The 17,389-nt window shown below is 72.8% G+C and carries 16 protein-coding genes; 8 read left to right on the top strand and 8 right to left on the bottom strand.

Going from position 1 to position 17,389, the window contains the following annotated elements; genetic code table 11:
* Window positions 1-446: 446 nt before the first annotated feature.
* Window positions 447-1,454: a hemin ABC transporter substrate-binding protein gene (locus ACFWBN_RS38330; RefSeq protein WP_385186032.1), complete on the bottom strand. Its 1,008-nt coding sequence runs from the start codon at window positions 1,452-1,454 to the stop codon at window positions 447-449.
* 114 nt (window positions 1,455-1,568) lie between these two features.
* On the opposite strand from ACFWBN_RS38330, the gene ACFWBN_RS38325 reads away from it, so the two are divergent.
* The 3 genes from ACFWBN_RS38325 to ACFWBN_RS38315 are packed head-to-tail and all read left to right on the top strand — an operon-like array spanning window position 1,569 to window position 5,147.
* Complete coding sequence (locus ACFWBN_RS38325; RefSeq protein ID WP_385186029.1) at window positions 1,569-2,981, top strand: HtaA domain-containing protein; 1,413 nt, start codon at window positions 1,569-1,571, stop codon at window positions 2,979-2,981.
* A gap of 59 nt (window positions 2,982-3,040) precedes the next feature.
* A complete protein-coding gene (locus ACFWBN_RS38320; protein WP_385186026.1) occupies window positions 3,041-4,450 on the top strand; it encodes an HtaA domain-containing protein in 1,410 nt (469 codons plus the stop codon).
* Between the two features lie 19 nt (window positions 4,451-4,469).
* Window positions 4,470-5,147, top strand: coding sequence for a PhzF family phenazine biosynthesis protein (locus tag ACFWBN_RS38315; RefSeq protein ID WP_385186021.1), 678 nt, complete (start codon window positions 4,470-4,472; stop codon window positions 5,145-5,147).
* 78 nt (window positions 5,148-5,225) lie between these two features.
* On the opposite strand, the gene ACFWBN_RS38310 is transcribed toward ACFWBN_RS38315, so the two are convergent.
* Both ACFWBN_RS38310 and map read right to left on the bottom strand, forming a co-directional pair.
* Window positions 5,226-5,873, bottom strand: a complete 648-nt coding sequence (locus ACFWBN_RS38310; protein ID WP_385186018.1) for a heme oxygenase (biliverdin-producing) — start codon at window positions 5,871-5,873, stop codon at window positions 5,226-5,228.
* A 127-nt stretch (window positions 5,874-6,000) separates the two neighbouring features.
* Window positions 6,001-6,858: a type I methionyl aminopeptidase gene (gene map / locus ACFWBN_RS38305; protein ID WP_385186015.1), complete on the bottom strand. Its 858-nt coding sequence runs from the start codon at window positions 6,856-6,858 to the stop codon at window positions 6,001-6,003.
* A gap of 72 nt (window positions 6,859-6,930) precedes the next feature.
* On the opposite strand from map, the gene ACFWBN_RS38300 reads away from it, so the two are divergent.
* Entirely contained in the window at window positions 6,931-7,167 is a 237-nt protein-coding gene (locus ACFWBN_RS38300; protein ID WP_385186013.1) for a hypothetical protein, read from the top strand.
* Window positions 7,168-7,189: 22 nt separating this feature from the next.
* Here ACFWBN_RS38300 and ACFWBN_RS38295 read toward each other — a convergent pair whose 3' ends face one another.
* Window positions 7,190-7,795: a hypothetical protein gene (locus tag ACFWBN_RS38295; RefSeq protein WP_385186010.1), complete on the bottom strand. Its 606-nt coding sequence runs from the start codon at window positions 7,793-7,795 to the stop codon at window positions 7,190-7,192.
* Window positions 7,796-7,899: 104 nt separating this feature from the next.
* Between ACFWBN_RS38295 and npdG the strand changes: the two genes are divergently transcribed.
* A complete protein-coding gene (gene npdG, locus ACFWBN_RS38290) occupies window positions 7,900-8,616 on the top strand; it encodes an NADPH-dependent F420 reductase (protein WP_385186007.1) in 717 nt (238 codons plus the stop codon).
* Window positions 8,617-8,746: 130 nt separating this feature from the next.
* Window positions 8,747-8,941, top strand: coding sequence for a hypothetical protein (locus tag ACFWBN_RS38285; RefSeq protein ID WP_385186004.1), 195 nt, complete (start codon window positions 8,747-8,749; stop codon window positions 8,939-8,941).
* 18 nt (window positions 8,942-8,959) lie between these two features.
* Here ACFWBN_RS38285 and ACFWBN_RS38280 read toward each other — a convergent pair whose 3' ends face one another.
* On the bottom strand, window positions 8,960-9,760 hold the full coding sequence (locus tag ACFWBN_RS38280; RefSeq protein WP_385186001.1) for a site-2 protease family protein: 801 nt from the start codon (window positions 9,758-9,760) through the stop codon (window positions 8,960-8,962).
* Between the two features lie 105 nt (window positions 9,761-9,865).
* On the opposite strand from ACFWBN_RS38280, the gene ACFWBN_RS38275 reads away from it, so the two are divergent.
* Window positions 9,866-13,117 (top strand): BTAD domain-containing putative transcriptional regulator, encoded by a 3,252-nt coding sequence (locus ACFWBN_RS38275; RefSeq protein ID WP_385186034.1) that lies wholly within the window; start codon window positions 9,866-9,868, stop codon window positions 13,115-13,117.
* Between the two features lie 15 nt (window positions 13,118-13,132).
* On the opposite strand, the gene ACFWBN_RS38270 is transcribed toward ACFWBN_RS38275, so the two are convergent.
* The 3 genes from ACFWBN_RS38270 to panB form a co-directional block, all read right to left on the bottom strand.
* Window positions 13,133-13,993 carry an ABC transporter permease gene (locus ACFWBN_RS38270; RefSeq protein ID WP_385185998.1) on the bottom strand — a complete coding sequence of 287 codons (861 nt, stop codon included), beginning with the start codon at window positions 13,991-13,993 and terminating at the stop codon, window positions 13,133-13,135.
* On the bottom strand, window positions 13,990-15,012 hold the full coding sequence (locus tag ACFWBN_RS38265) for an ATP-binding cassette domain-containing protein (RefSeq protein WP_385185996.1): 1,023 nt from the start codon (window positions 15,010-15,012) through the stop codon (window positions 13,990-13,992). Before ACFWBN_RS38265 ends, ACFWBN_RS38270 begins: the two co-directional genes overlap by 4 nt.
* 98 nt (window positions 15,013-15,110) lie before the next feature.
* Window positions 15,111-15,980, bottom strand: coding sequence for a 3-methyl-2-oxobutanoate hydroxymethyltransferase (gene panB, locus ACFWBN_RS38260; protein WP_385185993.1), 870 nt, complete (start codon window positions 15,978-15,980; stop codon window positions 15,111-15,113).
* A 288-nt stretch (window positions 15,981-16,268) separates the two neighbouring features.
* Between panB and ACFWBN_RS38255 the strand changes: the two genes are divergently transcribed.
* Complete coding sequence (locus ACFWBN_RS38255) at window positions 16,269-17,297, top strand: endonuclease/exonuclease/phosphatase family protein (RefSeq protein ID WP_385185990.1); 1,029 nt, start codon at window positions 16,269-16,271, stop codon at window positions 17,295-17,297.
* The last annotated feature ends 92 nt before the right edge of the window (window positions 17,298-17,389 follow it).

Below are 17,389 nucleotides of genomic sequence, written 5' to 3'. Positions count from 1 at the left end.
CCCGTGCCCTCAAACGCCGGGCGGGCTGGAATTGCCGCGCGGCGGCATATCCAGCCTCGCCGGCGTTTGAGGCGCGGGGTCTGGGGCGGAGCCCCGGTTTCGGGAAGGGGCGGGGTGGGGAAGGCCGCCCGCAGGGCTCGGGGGTGGCCGACGCCGCGGGGCCGGTTCCGACGGGGCCGGGCGCGCGCCGGGGCACCTCCTCGGGCGCCGAACGTGGCGAGGGGTCGGAGGGTGACAGCCCTATTGCGTTCGGCGCCCTGCGGGGGCGCCCCGGCACACACCCGGCCCCGTCGGAACCGGCGGGCTGCTCCGGCAGGCTCCCGGCCCGGTCGGAACCGGTGGGCTGCTCCGGCAGGCTCCCGGCCCGGTCGGAACCGGTGGGCTGCTCCGGCAGGCTCCCGGCCCGGTCGGAACCGGTGCGCTGGGGGTCGTAGGGGAGGGTCACTTCAGGCGGCCTTGCCGTAGAGCTGGGTGATCAGGGAGGTGAGGACCTGGTCGGTGCGGGGGCCGTAGTTCAGGAGGACACCGTCGTCGATCGTGACCACGCGGCGGTCCATGCCGGCCGGGGTCTGGGCTACGCCCGGGATCTTGATCAGGCCGTTGGTGCCGCCGACCGATTCGAGGCCCTTGGACATGACCAGGATCGCGTCGGGCGCGGCAGCCGCCAGGGCCTCGCTGGTGATCGGGGTGAAGTCCTTGCCCAGTCCGGACTCCTTGCCGGTGTCGACGGCGCCGGCCGCCTCCAGGAGCGAGGCGGCGCCGGAGTCGGAGCCGCCGAGCAGGTAGACCGACGCGGTGCCGCGCAGGTAGAGGAAGGCCACCCGGGGCTTCTTCCCCGAGGCGGTGGGGATCGCCTTGCGGGCGGCCGCGATGCGGTCCGCGGTGCGCTGGTTCAGCTGGGTGCCCGCGTCCTTGACGCCGAGGGCGCCGGCCACGGTGTCGATGCGCTTCGGTACGTCGTCCAGGGACTTGGCCGGGGCCACGACGAGGACGGGGATGCCGGCGTCGCGGATCTGCTGCATCGCTTCGGCCGGGCCGCTGGTGGTCTCCGCCAGGACGAGGGTCGGGCGCAGGGACAGGACGCTTTCGGCGGAGACGTCGTGACCGCGGGTCACCACGGGGAGCCGGGCGGCCTGTTCGAAGGTGGCGGTGATGTCCCGCGCGACGACCTGCGGGCCGAGGCCCAGGGTGTGGACGATCTCGTTGAGGCTGCCGGTCAGGGGGACGACCCGGTCCGCCGAGGTGACCGTGACGGCGGAGCCGTCGGCGGAGGGCACCGTGACGGGCAGTGCGGGGAGCGGCGATGGGGTGAGGGGCTCGACCCGGTCGGCGGTGGCGGGGGCGGATGAGCCCGGGGTGGTGGCCGTACCTCCGCAGCCCGTCAGCGCGAGTGCCAGTGCTGCCACGGCAAGAGCGATGCGGGTGACGCGGTGTGACGCGGCGGGCGTAGGCACGAAGGCACCGTCCTGATCGTCCGACTGAGGTTCTGGGGACCGGGGGGTTCCGAACCCGGCCAGGGGTAGCTTAGGTTAGCCTAACCTTGCTTGCCAGACCTTGGAGGGACATTCATGTCCGCGAGACCCGTCCGCGCCTTCGCCGTCGCGTTGTTGGCGGCCCTGCTGGGGGCGCTGCTCCCGGCCACCGCCGCTCAGGCGGGCACCGTACAGGGCGGCCGACTCGACTGGGGCATCAAATCGTCTTTCCAGAGTTATGTCACCGGGCCGGTCGCGAAAGGCGCTTTCCAGCTGAAGAGCGGGGCCGCCACGGTCGGCGGCAGCCTGTTCCGCTTCCACTCGGCGGCCGGCTCGTACGACCCGGACTCCGGCGCCTTCGAGGCCTCGTACGCGGGCGGGGTGACCTTCCAGGGCCACCAGAAGTCCGACGGCGTCTTCGAGTTGGACATGACCGTCAGCCGGCCCACCGTCAAGATCAGCGGCGGGAAGGGCGTGCTGTACGCGGACGTCTCCAGCAAGGCCAAGGACACCGGTGCGGTCACCAGCCGGTCCCAGGTGCCCTTCGCCACGCTGGGTCTCGGCGGGGTGAACATGAAGGGCGGCGGCAGTCCGATCGCCCTCTCCAACGTCGCGGCGACGCTCACGGAGGAGGGCGCCCAGGCCTTCGCCGGCTACTACGCGGCCGGCGCGCAGCTCGACCCCGTCTCGTTCTCCGCCGACGTCAAGACGGCCCCGGCGGCGGAGCCTTCGCCGACGGTGAGCGCCCCGGCCGGAACCCCGCAGGCGCAGGGCTCCTTCGCGGACGCCGCCGTCGACTGGGGTGTCCGCCGCACCTTCCGCGAGTACGTCACCGGGTCCGTGGGCCAGGGCAAGTGGACCCTCGCCGAGGGGGCCCAGGACGGCGGCGCGCTGTTCCGCTTCCCGCAGGGCAAGGGTGCGTACGACGGCGCGAAGGGCACCCTTGACGCCGCCTTCGCCGGCAGCGTCCGCTTCACCGGCACCCACATGGACCTCACGCTCGGCAAGGTCGTCGTCAAGGTGGAGAACGGCAAGGGCGTGCTGTCCGCCGATGTCACCACCGGCGGACAGACGAAGAACGCCGTCGCGCTGGTGGAGTTCGACGCCAAGGGCATGAAGACCGAGGGCGGGCTGGCCACCCTGGCCGAAGCCCCGGCCGTCCTCACCGAGGGCGGGTCCCAGGCCTTCAACTCGATGTACAAGGCGGGCACGGAGATGGACCCCGTCTCGCTCGCCGTCGCCCTCGACGCCACCGCGAAGCTGCCGGCCCTGCCCGACCTGGGCTCCACCGCCTCGCCCCCGCCGGCCTCGCCCGCGCCGCTCCCGGCCCGGAACGCGGCCGAGGAGTCCTCGAACACCGGGCTGTACGCGGCCCTGGCCGCGGCCGTACTGGTCCTGGCCGGCGGCGCCGGCTTCCTGGTGGTCCGCAAGCGCCGTACGGAGGTGGCCGCTGCCGCTGCCGCTGCCGCCGCCGAGAGCGGCGAAGCGTCCGCCGACGCGCCGCGGTAGCCGCCCGCCCCACCCCCCGTAGCTCCAACCCGCCCCTCTCGCCCCGGGAGTTCCCAGCCATGTCGTTCCACCGCCGCCCGATCGCCTTCGCGGCCGCCGTCCTCACCGCCGCCGCGCTCGGCTCCACCGCCCTGGTCCTGCCCGCGACGGCCGCGGACGGACCCCCCACCGCGCCGATGAAGATCGTCGGCGGCTCCCTCGACTGGGGCGTGCTCGCGAGCTACCGCGCCTACGTGACCGGCATGGCCAAGGGCACCATCACCCTCGCGGACGGAGCCAAGCAGAACGCGGACGGCACCCTGCACTTCGGCGAGCCGACCGGCCAGTACGAGCCCGCCGCCGGCCACGTGGTGAAGGCGGCCTTCAAGGGCAGCGTCACCTTTTCCTCGCCCGCCCCGCCCACCGGCCACGGCTTCGAGGTCAAGCTCTCGGACTTCCGCATCGACACCGGCACCAAGAAGGTCACCGCGGACGTCACCAAGGGCGGTACGACGACCCACGACGTGCCGCTGGCCACGGTGGCCTTCGGCGGCCCCGCGATGACCAACCTGGCGACCAAGCTCACCCAGGAGGCCGCGGACGCGCTCGGTTCGGCTTCGTACAAGGACAAGGACGGCGACCCGCTCACCGCGAAGCTGGAGTTCGAGAAGCCCACGCCCCCGGAGCCGAAGCCGACCACCCCGAAGCCGGCCCCCACCAAGACCGCGGCCGCCACCCCGCGGCCCACCGCCCCGGCCGACGGCCCGCAGAAGATACTCGGCGGCAAGGTGACCTGGGGCGTGAAGGAGTCCTTCCGCAGCTACGTGCTGAACGGGGGCTCGATCACCCCGGCCGGCGGAGCCGCCAAGAACGGCGCCCTCTTCGACTTCGCCTTCGGCAAGGGCGAGCTGGACGTCAAGAAGCAGAAGCTGAACGCCTCGTTCGAGGGGAACCTGCGCTTCCAGTACGCGGCCCACGGCATCGACATGACCTTCGGCAACCCCCGCGTAGCCGCCACCGGGAAGACCGGCACCCTGTACGTGGACGTCACGAACGCCTCCGGCAGCAAGACGGGCGTCCCCTTCGCCACGCTCGACCTGTCGAAGACCGACTACAAGACCACGGGCGGCCTGCTGGCGCTCAACGCGGTGCCCGCGGCCTTCACCGCCGAGGGCGCGGCCGCCTTCGCCAACGGCACCACCGGCTCGAGGTACAAGGCGGGCGACCCGATCGACCCGGTCAGCCTCTCCGTGGCGGTGGACAAGGACGTCACCCTCCCGACGACGGGCGGCACGACCGCCGTCGGTGCGAGTGCCGGCAGCACGAGCGCCGGCGGTACGGGCCTCGCCCCCGCCTCCGTGGGCGGCAGCCTCGCCGCCACCGGCGCCGAGATTCCGGCCGGGGCCCTGCTCGCCGCCTCCGGCACGGTGATCGCGGCCGGGGCGGGCGCGGTCTGGTTCGCCCGCAGGCGACGCACGGCCCGGCGCTGAGCCGTGCTTGAATGCCCGCGTGAACGATCTGGACGTCCTGAGGGTCTTCTGCGCGGCCGACGGCCGGTTCGGCAACCTGCTCGGTGTCGTACGCGACGGGCGGACCTGCCCCGACGACGCCTCGCGGCAGGCGCTGGCCGCCGAACTGGGCTACAGCGAGACGGTGTTCGTCGACGACCCCGAGCGCGGGGTCGTCGACATCCGCACCCCCGGCACCCGCATGGCCTTCGCCGGACACCCGCTGGTCGGGCTCGCCTGGCTGCTGGACATCGAGGAGCTCCAGCCGCCGGCGGGCTCCGTATGGGCCCGTGACGACGGGGAGTTCACGTGGATCACGGCCCGCGCCGAGTGGGTCGAGGGCAAGCGCACCGAGCAGTACGGATCCGTCGCCGAGGTCGAGGCGCTGCCCGCCCCGCCGCCGGGCGAGGGCTGGCTGTACGCGTGGGCCTGGGAGGACGAGGCCGCGGGCCGGGTACGGGCCCGCGGCTTTCCGCGCCGTGCCGACGGGGTCATCGCGGAGGACGAGGCCACCGGCTCGGCGGCGCTCCTGCTGACCGCCCAGCTGAACCGCGCCCTGAACATCACCCAGGGCGCGGGCTCCCAGATCCTCACCGCCCCCGGCCCCGACGGCACGATCGAGATCGGCGGCCGCGTCCGCTTCGCCCGCACGGCGGCGCCGGCCGCGGCCCACGGCTGACCGGTCCCGTTCCGGCGGACGCGGGAAGGGCCGGTCCGGTGCGCCGTGCACCGGACCGGCCCTTCCCGCTCAATGCGGCTACGCGCTGAGCCGGAACTGCTCGCCCAGCTCGCGGAAGACCGCGCCGTTGAAGTCGAAGGCGCGCTTGCACTCGTCGATGATGCGCTGCTTCTCCAGGTCGTCCGCGGCTATCGCGTCGAGCAGCTCGCGGTAGGTCCGCTTGAAGGCCGCAGGGTTGGCGATGTCCGCGAAGACGTAGAAGCGGACGCCGTCGCCCTTGCGCTCGAAGCCCCAGGTCCGCTCCGCCTTGTCGCGGATGATCTGGCCGCCGGAGAGGTCGCCCAGGTAGCGCGTGTAGTGGTGGGCGACGTACCCGCCCGGCCACTCGGCCGCGCACTGCGCGACCCGGGCCGCGTAGGCCTCGGTCGCCGGCAGCGCCGCCACCGCCCGCTGCCAGTCCGGGCCCAGCAGGTGCGCCAGGTCCCGCTCGATCTCGGCGACGCGCATCAGCTCGGGCCGGATGAAGGGTCCGGCGACCGGGTCGTCCTTGAGGGACTCGGCCGCGTCCTCCAGGGCCCGGTACACGAACCACAGCTGCTCGGTGTAGCGCGTGTACGCGTCCACGCCGAGCCGCCCGCCCAGCAGGTCGCTCATGAAGGTCGACGTCTCCGCCTCGGTGTGCTGCTCGTGCGAAGCGACGCGAATGACCGTAGAGAAGGCGTCCAAGACGGACCTCCAGAAAGGGGAAACAGGCGTGGCGGCCGTGCCGCCACACCCGATCCTCCTACTTAGGTATGCCTAAGTCAATGTGTTCCCGACGCCTTGTCGGTAAAAAATCCGCTCCCGAGCCCGGCTACGGCAGGGTCAGGATGTCCGCCCCGCTGTCCGTCACCACCAGCGTGTGCTCGAACTGCGCGGTCCGCTTGCGGTCCTTCGTGACGACCGTCCAGCCGTCCGCCCACATGTCGTACTCGTGGGTGCCCAGGGTCAGCATCGGCTCGATGGTGAAGGTCATCCCGGGCTCGATGACGGTGGTGGCGTGCGGGCTGTCGTAGTGCGGGATGATCAGGCCGGAGTGGAAGGACGAGTTGATGCCGTGGCCGGTGAAGTCCCGGACCACCCCGTAGCCGAAGCGCTTCGCGTACGACTCGATGACCCGGCCGATGATGTTGATCTGGCGGCCCGGCTTGACGGCCTTGATGGCCCGGTTCAGCGCCTCGCGCGTCCGCTCCACCAGCAGCCGCGACTCCTCGTCCACCTCCCCGCACAGGTAGGTGGCGTTGTTGTCGCCGTGCACGCCGCCGATGTACGCGGTCACGTCGAGGTTCACGATGTCGCCGTCGCGCAGGACGGTGGAATCGGGGATGCCGTGACAGATGACCTCGTTGACCGAGGAGCACAGGGACTTCGGGAAGCCCCGGTAGCCCAGCGTCGACGGGTAGGCGCCGTGGTCGCACATGTACGCGTGCGCGACCCGGTCCAGCTCGTCGGTGGTCACCCCCGGGGCGATCAGCTTGGCGGCCTCTTCCATCGCCTGGGCGGCGATCCGGCCGGCGATGCGCATGGCCTCGATGGTCTCGGCCGACTGCACCTCCGGTCCGGTGTACGGCGTGGGCGCGGGCCTGCCCACGTACTCGGGCCGGCGGATGTTTCCGGGAACGGAACGGACGGGAGAAAGCTCGCCTGGTACGAGCAGCGACTGGCCAGACATGCAAGCGAGTGTATCCAGCGGGGATGGGGCAGCATGGCGGCAGAGAGCGGTATCGAGAGGAGCCTGACAGCGATGGCCCTGTTCAAGAAGCGCCAGGTGGGCAAACCGGGCGAGTGGTACTACTGCCTGGTCCACAAGAAGGTCGAAGAAGGCCCCGAGTGCCCGGCGAAGGACCGTTTCGGCCCTTACGGGACGCCCGAGGAGGCCGCCCACGCCATGGCGACGGCGGAGGAACGCAACCTCGAATGGCAGAACGACCCGAAGTGGAACGACAAGACCCGCGAGGACGAGGAAGGAACGGCGCCGTAGGCCCCTCCCACCCTTCCTCCTCCTACCAGCGACTGGGCGGCGGGGCGGTCAGCTGATCGGCCAGCCGCGCCAGCCGGTCCCGGAAGCGGCGCGGACCGCGCTGCACCGGCAGGCTGTTCTCCCCGGCCGCCGCGCTCACCAGGTGCTGCACCGTGTCCAGATCCAGCTCGGCGGTTCCCCGCGCCACCGACAGCGCGTCGTGCGCGAGCGTCCGCAGATCCGGATCCCCGCCGTCCAGCGACAGTACGGTCGCCCCCGCGCGCCGGGCGTCGTGCACCCGCTCCAGCAGCCCCTCGCCCGGCTCCTCGGGAGCCACCACCAGCAGCGTGTGCCCGCGCCGGGCCGCCTCCAGCCTGCCCAGCCCCACCGAGAGGTGCGGCGGCTCGCCGGGCAGCACGTGGTGGCGTACGAGCGTGGGCGCCAGCTCCGGCAGCCCCGACCAGGCGGCCTCGTCCACCAGGTGCGCCGCCAGATGCCAGGGCTCGTACTGCTCGGTGCCCACCAGCAGCAGGTTCCCGCCGGCCGGCACGACCGAGCGCCGCAGCGACCCGGCGAACCGGCGCGCGGCGCCCGGCCACTGCGTACCGGCGAGGACCTCACGCAGCAGCGCGACTCTGACGGCATCCATACGCGCATCCTGCCGTATACAACGGACATAGGGGAGCGCTTCCCCCCCGATCCCCCCGCCCCACCCCATTCGACTCTGTGGATCTCGGGGTTACCCTCGCCCCCATGACCTCCACAGACAGCACGCAGCAGCCCCCCGCGAAGGCACCGGCCAAGGACCCGTGGGACCTCCCGGACGTCTCCGGCCTCGTCGTCGGCGTCCTCGGCGGCACCGGCGACCAGGGGCGCGGCCTGGCCTACCGCCTCGCCCGGGCCGGACAGAAGGTGATCATCGGCTCCCGCGCCGCCGACCGCGCGCGGACCGCCGCCGAGGAACTGGGCCTCGGCGTGGAGGGCGCCGACAACGCCGAATGCGCGCGCCGCAGCGACATCGTCATCATCGCGGTGCCGTGGGAAGGCCACGCCAAGACCCTCGAAGCCCTGCGCGAGGACCTCGCAGGCAAGCTCGTCGTGGACTGCGTGAACCCGCTGGGCTTCGACAAGCAGGGCGCCTACGCCCTCCGGGTCGAGGAGGGCAGCGCCGCCCAGCAGGCCGCCGCCCTGCTCCCGGACTCCCGCGTCACGGCGGCCTTCCACCACCTCTCGGCGGTCCTCCTCCAGGACGAGTCGATCGACGAGATCGACACCGACGTGATGGTCCTCGGCGAGGCCCGCGCGGACACGGACCTCGTCCAGGCCCTGGCCGCCCGCATCCCGGGCATGCGCGGCGTCTTCGCCGGCCGCCTGCGCAACGCCCACCAGGTCGAATCGCTGGTCGCCAACCTGATCTCCACCAACCGCCGCTACAAGGCCCACGCGGGCCTGCGCGTCACGGACGTCTGAGCCGCACGGCCGTCCGGCCGCCGGGGCCGAGTCCCGGCGGCGGCCCTCGTGGTCTTTACGGGAGCACTGCGGGGCATGGGGGACACTGGAGGGGCTCGACCCCGTTGTGTGTCCCCGAGGAGCTCTTCCCATGCCCCGCCTTGCCGTCTTCGCCGTTGTCGTCTGCGTCCTTGCGGTGGCCGCGGCCGTCGTCGCCTTCGTGGAGGGCAGCTACCTCGGGATCATCTGGGTGCTGCTGGCGGGCCTCACGTCCAACATGGCCTGGTACTACATGCGCAAGGCGAAGGCCGAAAAGGCCGCCGCCGGGCCGCGCCCCGCGGCGTAGCGGGCCCGCCGGAGGCCCTCAGGACTGCGGGATCGCGCAGAAGCCGTTGGTGTCCTGCCAGAAGCGGTAGAGGTCGCGGCCGCAGTACGTCTCCAGGTCGGACACGCCCAGCCCGGACAGCACGTCGCGCACCACGTCGAAGAAGAACGCGTTGACCTCCGGGATCCACAGGAGGGCGAAGACCGCGATCAGGCCGAACGGTGCCAGCGGCGCCACCTCGCGGCGGACCCGGTACGACAGCCAGGGCTCGATCACCCCGTAGCCGTCCAGGCCCGGTACCGGCAGGAAGTTCAGGATCGCCGCCGAGACCTGGAGCAGGGCGAGGAAGGCGAGCGCGAAGCGGAAGGCCTGCGGGACGCCGTCGAGGGCGTCCAGCCAGAACGGGGCCGTGCACACGACCGCGAAGGCCACGTTCGTCAGCGGGCCCGCCGCCGAGATGAGGCTGTGCTTCCAGCGGCCCTGGATCCGGTCGCGCTCGATGTACACCGCGCCGCCGGGCAGGCCGAGACCGCCCAGGATCACGAAGATCACCGGCAGGATGATGCTGAGCAGCGCGTGCGTGTACTTGAGGGGATTCAGCGTCAGGTAGCCCTTGGCGCCGACCGAGAGGTCGCCGCTGTGCAGGGCGGTGCGGGCGTGCGCGTACTCGTGGAGGCAGAGCGAGACGATCCACGCCGAGGTCACGAAGAGGAACACCGCGAGCCCGGTGCTCGTCGAGTACCCCGTCCACACGGCCCAGCCGGTGACCGCCATGACGGCGACGATGCCGAGGAATACGGAACTGATCTGCCGCTCGCCGCGGTTGCCCTGGTGACCCATGCGGCGAACCTATCCCGGGCCGGGAACACAAAGGGGTTCGGGGTCGGGCGCGGGTCCGGGGACAATGGGCCGGTGCGTTACACGATCCTCGGCACCACCCAGGCCATGAGCGACGACGGGACCCCCGTCGCCGTCGGCGGAGCGCGCCTGCGGGCGCTGCTGACGGCGCTCGCGCTGCGGCCGGGGCGGGCGGTCCCGGCGCACCTGCTGGTCGCCGAGGTGTGGGACGCCGACCCGCCCGCCGACGCGCCGGCCGCCCTGCAGGCACTGGTCGCGCGGCTGCGCCGGGCGCTGGGACACGAGGCCGTGCGCTCCGCGGAGGGCGGCTACCTGCTGGCCGCCGAGCGGGAGGACATCGACCTGTACCGCTTCGAGCGGCTGACCCGGGCCGCGGGCGAGGCACCGGACCCGGCCGCGGCGGCCGCCCTGTACGACGAGGCCCTCGCCCTGTGGCGCGGGCCCGCGCTGGCCGACCTCCCGGACCCGGCCGCGGAGGCCGCGCGCTGGGACGCCGTACGAGCGGATGCGCGCCGGGGCCGGCTCGCGGCGGCCCTGGCCCTGGGCGGAGCCGAGCAGGCCCTGCCGGAGCTGACCGCACTGTGCGCGCAGCACCCGCTGGACGAGCCGCTCCAGGCCCTGCGCATCCGGGCCCTGCGCGACGCGGGCCGCCCGGCCGAGGCCCTGGCCGCCTACGACACCGTCCGCCGGGACCTCGCCGACCGGCTCGGCGCCGACCCGGGTCCCGCGCTCCGCGCCCTCCACGCCGACCTCCTCGCCCCGACGGGGGAGGACGGCCCCGGCCCGTACCCGTCGTCGGCACCCGAGGCGTCCGGCCAGGGGAATCTGCGGGCGCGGCTGACCACGTTCGTCGGGCGGGAGGAGGACATCCGCGTCATCGGCGAGGACCTCGGCCGGGCACGGCTCGTCACCCTGCTCGGGCCCGGCGGGGCCGGGAAGACGCGGCTGTCGCAGGAGGCCGCCGAGGCGCATGCCGCGGGAGGCTGGCCCGACGGGGTGTGGCTCGTCGAACTGGCGCCCGTGGACGACCCGGAGGACGTGGCCGAGGCCGTGCTCGCCGCCCTCGGGGCGCGGGAGACCAAGCTGCGCTCCGCCGCCGCGGAGGAGCTGCGGGCGCTGACCGACCGCACCGGGTCCGACCCCCTGGAGCGGCTCGTCGAGCACGCCGCCCGGCGGCGGATGCTGCTGCTCCTCGACAACTGCGAGCACGTCATCGGGGCGGCCGCCGAACTCGCCGAGGAGGTCCTCGCCCGCTGCCCCGGCGTGCAGGTCCTCGCCACCAGCCGCGAACCCCTCGGCGTGCCGGGGGAGACCCTGCGCCCGGTGGAGCCGCTGCCCGACCCCGTCGCGCTGCGGCTGCTGGCCGACCGCGGGGCCGCCGCCCGGCCCGGGTTCGCCGTCGCCGACGACCCGGCCGCCTGCGCCGAGATCTGCCGCCGCCTCGACGGCCTGCCGCTCGCCATCGAGCTGGCCGCCGCCCGGCTGCGGCTGCTCACCCCGCGCCAGATCGCCGACCGCCTCGACGACCGCTTCCGCCTCCTGACCAGCGGCTCCCGTACGGTCCTGCCCCGCCAGCAGACCCTGCGCGCCGTCGTCGACTGGTCCTGGGACCTCCTCGACAAGCCGGAGCGGGCCGTCCTCGCCCGCCTGTCGGTCTTCGCCGGCGGCTGCGACCTCGCCGCCGCCGAAGCCGTCTGCGCGGGCGGGACCGGACTCGACGTCGCCGACGTCCTCGGCTCCCTCGTCGACAAGTCCCTCGTCGTGGCCGCCCCCGGACCCGACGGCTCCGGCATGCGCTACCGCCTCCTGGAGACCGTCGCCGAGTACGCCGCCGAGCGCCTGGCCGAGGCCGCCGGCGACCGCGAGGACACCGAGCGCCGCCACCTCGTCCACTACCGCGAACTCGCCCGCACCTCCGAGCCCGTGCTCCGCGGCCACGGCCAGCGCGCGGCCGCCGACCGGCTCGCCACCGAGTACGAGAACCTCCGTACCGCCCTGCGCCGGGCCGTCGCCGCCCGCGACGTCGGCGAGGTGCTCTGCCTCATCCACTCCCTGGGCTGGTACTGGCACATGCACGACCTGCGCGCCGAGTCCCGGCACTGGTCCGAGGCGGCCGCGGCCCTCGGCCCCGACCCCTTCGTACCGCCCTTCGTGCCGGCCGGGCCCGTCTACGAGCGGCTCGTCGACACGCCCCCGCCCTACTCCGGCGAACTGCTCACCGAGGCCTGGCGCGCCGTCCACCTGGTCCGGCTGGCCTCCCGCGACCAGAACAACGAGAACTGGAACGCCCCCGAGGTCCGGGCCCAGATCGACGGGGTGCTCGCCACCTACCGGCCCGGACTCCCGCAGACCTGCCGGACGCCCTCCTCGCTCTGGATCTACGCCGTCATGATCGCGGGCGACCCCGGCCTGCTCCAGCGGGTCGTCGACGCGACCGTCGACACCGCCCGCGAGCTCGGCTACCGCTGGGAGCTGGCCTCGGCCCTCCAGCTCCGCGCCAACATCCTCGCCAACCGCGCCGACTGGGCCGGCGACGCCTCCCGGGACGCCGACGAGAGCCACGCCCTCTTCCGCGAGCTCGGCGACGACTGGGGCTGCGCCGAAGCGCTCTCCGCCCGCGCCGAGGCCCGGGAGAAGCGCGGCGAGTACGCCCTGGCCGCCGAGGATTACCGCACCGCGATCGAACACGCCGAACGCCTCGGCGCCAAGGCCCAGGTGACGGTGCTCCGGGTCCGGATGGCCGGCACCCTCACCTCGAACGGCGAGATGGAGGAGGCCGAGAGGATCCTCTCCGAGATCGTCGCCACGGTGCAGCAGTACGGCAACGAGGCCATGCCCGCCGCCCGCATGTTCCTCGCGCTGATCCTCGGCCGCACCGGCCGGATCCCCGAGGCCCGCGCCCAGATCCGGGCCCTGCGCGAGGAGTTCGCCTTCGGCGCGTACGCCGTCTTCGACGTGTTCCTGCTCGCCACGACGGCCTGGCTGGACAATCAGGACGGCCGGTACGAGGACGCGCTCGCCGTCGTTCGGGAGGCGATGGCCGCCGCCCTGGACCCGTTGGCGCTGATGGTCGCCCCGCACCTGCCCGCCGTGTTCCTCCTGACGGCCGCCGTCGCCCTCGCCGGGCCCGGCAGCGCCTGCCGGCCGGCCGACGCGGCGAGACTTCTGGGCGCCTACCGCACCCACCTGCCGCCCGGGCACGTCCAGGTCCCCACCGAACGCACGGACGCCGCCTACGCCGAGGAAAGGGCGAGGGCGGAGCTGGGCGACACCGCCTACGAGAGCGCGTACGCCGAAGGCGGCGGCCTCACCCTCCCGGAAGCCACCGCCCTCGTCTGATCCGCGTCGTAACGGTCAGGTCTTCTGGCGGAACTTGCGCACCGCGAGCGGCATGGTGACCGCAGTGATGGCGAGCGACCAGGCCAGGGTCATCCACACCGAGTTGCCGACCGGGGTCCCGTTGATCAGGGCGCGGGCCGCGTCGGCCAGGTTGGACAGCGGGTTGTAGTCCGTGAAGCTCTGCAGCCAGCCCGGCATGGTGGACGGCTTGGCGAAGATCGAGCTGCCGAACTGCAGCGGCATCAGGACCAGCATCGCCATGCCCTGCACGGCCTGCGCGGTCTTCATGGTCAGACCCAGCAGGATGAAGATCCACATCAGCGAGGCGCCGAAGACGACCGACAGGCCGATGGAGAGGAACAGGTCCAGCACCGAGCCCTGGATCGACAGGCCGAGGATGAAGCCCACGCAGAGCAGGATCGCGATGGCGACCAGCATCCGGCCGACCTCGACGACGATCTTGGCGAGCAGTACGGACGACCGGGCGATCGGCATGGACCGGAAGCGGTCCATCACGCCCTTCTTGAAGTCGTCGTTGACGCCGGTGCCCACCGCCATGGCGATGTTCATGCCCATCATGGCCATCAGGCCCGGGACCAGGTAGCTGACGTACTCACCCTGGTTGCCCTTGCCCGACACGGCGCCGCCGAAGACGAACACGAACAGCAGCGTGAAGATGATCGGCATGAACAGGACGTCGAACATCGACTCGGGGTCCTGCTTGATCTGCAGCGCGTTGCGGCGCACCAGCGCGCCGATGTGCCGCAGGTTGGCCCGCAGGCCGATCCGGCCCTCGCCGTGGCCGGCGGCCGCGGCCGCCGGGGAGGCCGCGGTACCGGCGGTGTCATGGGGCTTCGTCGTGGTTACGGTGCTCATGCCGCGACCTCCTCGGGCTTCTCGGCGGAAAGGGAGTCCTCGACCGTGGCGGGCTTCTGTCCGGTGATGGACAGGAACACCTCGTCGAGGCTGGGCAGGTAGGTGCCGAGGTCGGCGATCGCGTACCCGCGGGCGGCCAGCAGGCCGACGACGGCGGTCAGCTGCTCGTCGCTCAGGATCGGCACCAGCAGCACGCCCTCGTCCGGCACGGCCTGCGAGCCGGCCACGCCGTCGAGCCCGGCCTCGGCCAGCGAACGGGCCATGCCCGGCAGGTCCGAGGAGTCCACGGGGCGGATCTTCAGGGTGCGGCCGCCGACGCGGGCCTTGAGCTCGTCGACCTTGCCGTTGGCGATGACCTTGCCGCGGTCGATGACCGTCAGCTCACTGGCGAGCTGCTCGGCCTCCTCCATGTACTGGGTGGTGAGCAGGACGGTGGCGCCCTCGGCGACCAGCCGCTGGACCTCGTCCCACACCTCGTTGCGGGTACGGGGGTCCAGACCGGTCGTCGGCTCGTCCAGGTAGAGCACGGCCGGGTTGCCGATCAGCGAGGCGGCGAGGTCGAGCCGCCGGCGCATGCCGCCGGAGTAGTTCATGGCGGCCTTCTTGGCCGCGTCGGTGAGCGAGAAGCGCTCCAGCATCTCGTCCGCGCGGCGGCGGGCGTCCTTGCGGGACAAGTCGAGCAGCCGGCCGATCATGTAGAGGTTCTCCCAGCCGGAGAGCTTCTCGTCGACCGAGGCGTACTGGCCGGTGAGGCCTATGGTGCGACGCAGCTGGCGGGGCTGGCGGACCACGTCGAAGCCGGCGACCGTCGCGGTGCCGGCGTCGGGAACGATCAGGGTGGACAGGCAGCGCACCAGGGTGGTCTTGCCCGCTCCGTTGGGTCCGAGGACCCCGAGCACGGTGCCCTCACGGACATCCAGGTCAACTCCGTCAAGGGCCTTGGTCTCGCCGTAGTGCTTGACCAGCCCCCGTACCTCCACGGCGTGGGGGTTCTTGTCGATTCGCGTCATGTCCACCATGGGACCATCCGCCACTGACAAACCACCGACAGCCGACCGACAGGCAGCCGACGGCCCGCCGACATCGAGCCGGCGGGCCGTCGGTCGTGCTCACCCCGTCAGTGGAAGGCGTGCTCCGCCTGCGGGAACGTTCCGCCGACCACGTCCTCGGCGAAGGCCTTCGCCGCGTCGCCCATGGTCTGGCGGAGCTGCGCGTACTGCTTCACGAACTTGGGCATCTTCCCGCCGGTCAGCCCCATCATGTCGGTCCACACCAGCACCTGCGCGTCGCACTCCGCGCCCGCGCCGATGCCGACCGTCGGGATGTGCAGGGACCGGGTGACCTCGGCGGCCAGCTCGGCCGGAACCAGCTCCAGCACCACCGCGAAGGCGCCCGCGTCCTGCGCGGCCTTGGCGTCGCGCAGCAGCTGGTGCGCGGCCTCGTCGCCGCGGCCCTGCACCCGGTAGCCCATGGCGTTCACGGACTGTGGGGTCAGCCCCAGGTGGGACATGACGGGGATGCCGGACTGCACGATCAGCTCGGTCTGGTGCAGCGAGCGCTCGCCGCCCTCCAGCTTGACCGCTCCGACCCCCGCCTCCTTGACCAGCCGGGTGGCGCTGCGCAGGGCCTGCACCGCGCCTTCCTGGTACGAGCCGAACGGCATGTCGCCGATGACCAGCGACCGGCTCGTGCCGCGTACGACGGCCGCCGACAGCATGGTCATCTGGTCCATCGTCACCGGGACGGTGGAGTCGTAGCCGAGGTGGCAGTTGCCCATCGAGTCGCCGACGAGGATCACCGGGATGCCGGCCTCGTCGAACACGGACGCGGTCATCGCGTCGTAGGCGGTGAGCATGGGCCACTTCTCGCCGCGTTCCTTGGCGAGGGTCAGGTCGCGGACGGTGATGCGCCGGGTGCCGGTGCCTCCGTACAGGGTGGGGGAGGTCTTGGACGCGGGTTCGCGGGCAGGCGAAACGGCAGGCGTCATTGCAACTGCTCCTTGTGTCATCTCGAGGCGCCCTTACGGCGTCCCCGGACTCACCCACCATGGTGGCATCCGCCGGCCCCGTGGCGGAAGTGCCCCGGGGGCCGCGCCCGGGCTGCGCGGTCCCATGTGCGCGTTTCGTGACAAGCGGAACCCTTGGCGTACGGCCGTTCGTCCTCCCGGATGTACGACCGTGACAGGCGGTCGTGACGTAGGGCACGGAAGGCTCCGTACATCGCCTAGGGTCAAGGGGCGGGGACGGAGCGCGAGCACGGCAGTGAGGGCAGCGGCATGGCACAGGCGTATCTGACGGAAAAGGGGAACGGCGGCTCGGAACCCGAGCCCTCCGGATCCCGCTTCCGGCGCCGGCTGGTCGCTCTCAGAGAGGACCGCGGCATCTGGCGCCGCGGGCTGGTCCTGGCGGGGCTCGCCGTGCTGATCTCGCTCGTCATGATCCTGCACGCCGAGCTGCCCAACGACGTGGGCAACCTCGGCAGCCTCACCGAGACCTTCCTGCCCTGGCTGGGCCTGGCCGTCCCGCTCCTGCTGGCGGGCGCCGTCTACCGCAGGTCCGCGACCGCGCTGATCGCGATACTGCTGACGGCCGCGGTCTGGGTGAACCTGTTCGGCGGACTGGTCACCGACAAGTCCGGCGCAGGCGGCAACCTCATGGTCGCCACCCACAACGTCGACGCCGACAACCCCGATCCGCGGGGCACCGCCGAGTCCGTGGCGAAGTCCGGGGCCGACGTCCTGGCCCTGACCGAGCTCAAGGGCAGCGCCGTCCCCGTCTACGAGAAGGCCCTGGCGGGCACGTACAAGTACCACGCCGTCGAGGGCACGGTCGGCGTGTGGAGCAAGTACCCGCTCACCTCCAGCAGGCCCGTCGACATCAGGCTGGGCTGGACCCGCGCCATGCGCACCACCGTGGCCACGCCCGAGGGGGACATCGGCGTCTACGTCGCCCACCTGCCCTCGGTCCGGGTCAAGCTGAACGCCGGCTTCACCGCCAACCAGCGCGACAACAGCGCCGACGCGCTGGGGGCCGCGCTCGCCGCCGAGCCGCTGGGCAAGGTCCTCCTGCTCGGCGACCTCAACGGCACGATGAACGACCGGGCCCTGTCCGAGGTCACCTCGCAGATGCGCTCGACGCAGGGCGCGGCGGGCGACGGCTTCGGCTTCAGCTGGCCGGCCCAGTTCCCGATGGCCCGCATCGACCAGATCATGGTCCGCGGCATGAAGCCGGAGGCCTCCTGGACCCTCCCGCGCACGGGCAGCGACCACCTCCCGGTCGCGGCGCGCCTGACGGTGAAGAAGTAGGCGGACCGGGCCGACACGAGGGGGCGGGGGGGCCCCGCCGCGGCGCACGCCGGGGGGGCGGGCCCCCCCCCCCGCCCCCCCCCCGCCGGCGG

Origin of the sequence: Streptomyces sp. NPDC059989 (assembly GCF_042736975.1) — a bacterium.
Classification (GTDB): Bacteria; Actinomycetota; Actinomycetes; order Streptomycetales; family Streptomycetaceae; genus Streptomyces.
The sequence above is the reverse complement of the archived record's forward strand: the minus strand, read 5'-3'. Positions and strand labels throughout refer to the sequence as shown.

Bases quoted from the DNA above. Each gene is read 5' to 3' on its own strand.
- ACFWBN_RS38325 (WP_385186029.1), top strand. From the start codon at position 1,569: ATGTCCGCGAGACCCGTCCGCGCCTTCGCCGTCGCGTTGTTGGCGGCC.
- ACFWBN_RS38320 (WP_385186026.1), top strand. From the start codon at position 3,041: ATGTCGTTCCACCGCCGCCCGATCGCCTTCGCGGCCGCCGTCCTCACC.
- map (WP_385186015.1), bottom strand. From the start codon at position 6,858: ATGTCTGGCCAGTCGCTGCTCGTACCAGGCGAGCTTTCTCCCGTCCGT.
- ACFWBN_RS38300 (WP_385186013.1), top strand. From the start codon at position 6,931: ATGGCCCTGTTCAAGAAGCGCCAGGTGGGCAAACCGGGCGAGTGGTAC.
- ACFWBN_RS38295 (WP_385186010.1), bottom strand. From the start codon at position 7,795: ATGGATGCCGTCAGAGTCGCGCTGCTGCGTGAGGTCCTCGCCGGTACG.
- npdG (WP_385186007.1), top strand. From the start codon at position 7,900: ATGACCTCCACAGACAGCACGCAGCAGCCCCCCGCGAAGGCACCGGCC.
- ACFWBN_RS38285 (WP_385186004.1), top strand. From the start codon at position 8,747: ATGCCCCGCCTTGCCGTCTTCGCCGTTGTCGTCTGCGTCCTTGCGGTG.
- ACFWBN_RS38280 (WP_385186001.1), bottom strand. From the start codon at position 9,760: ATGGGTCACCAGGGCAACCGCGGCGAGCGGCAGATCAGTTCCGTATTC.
- ACFWBN_RS38275 (WP_385186034.1), top strand. From the start codon at position 9,866: ATGAGCGACGACGGGACCCCCGTCGCCGTCGGCGGAGCGCGCCTGCGG.
- ACFWBN_RS38270 (WP_385185998.1), bottom strand. From the start codon at position 13,993: ATGAGCACCGTAACCACGACGAAGCCCCATGACACCGCCGGTACCGCG.
- ACFWBN_RS38265 (WP_385185996.1), bottom strand. From the start codon at position 15,012: ATGGTGGACATGACGCGAATCGACAAGAACCCCCACGCCGTGGAGGTA.
- panB (WP_385185993.1), bottom strand. From the start codon at position 15,980: ATGACGCCTGCCGTTTCGCCTGCCCGCGAACCCGCGTCCAAGACCTCC.
- ACFWBN_RS38255 (WP_385185990.1), top strand. From the start codon at position 16,269: ATGGCACAGGCGTATCTGACGGAAAAGGGGAACGGCGGCTCGGAACCC.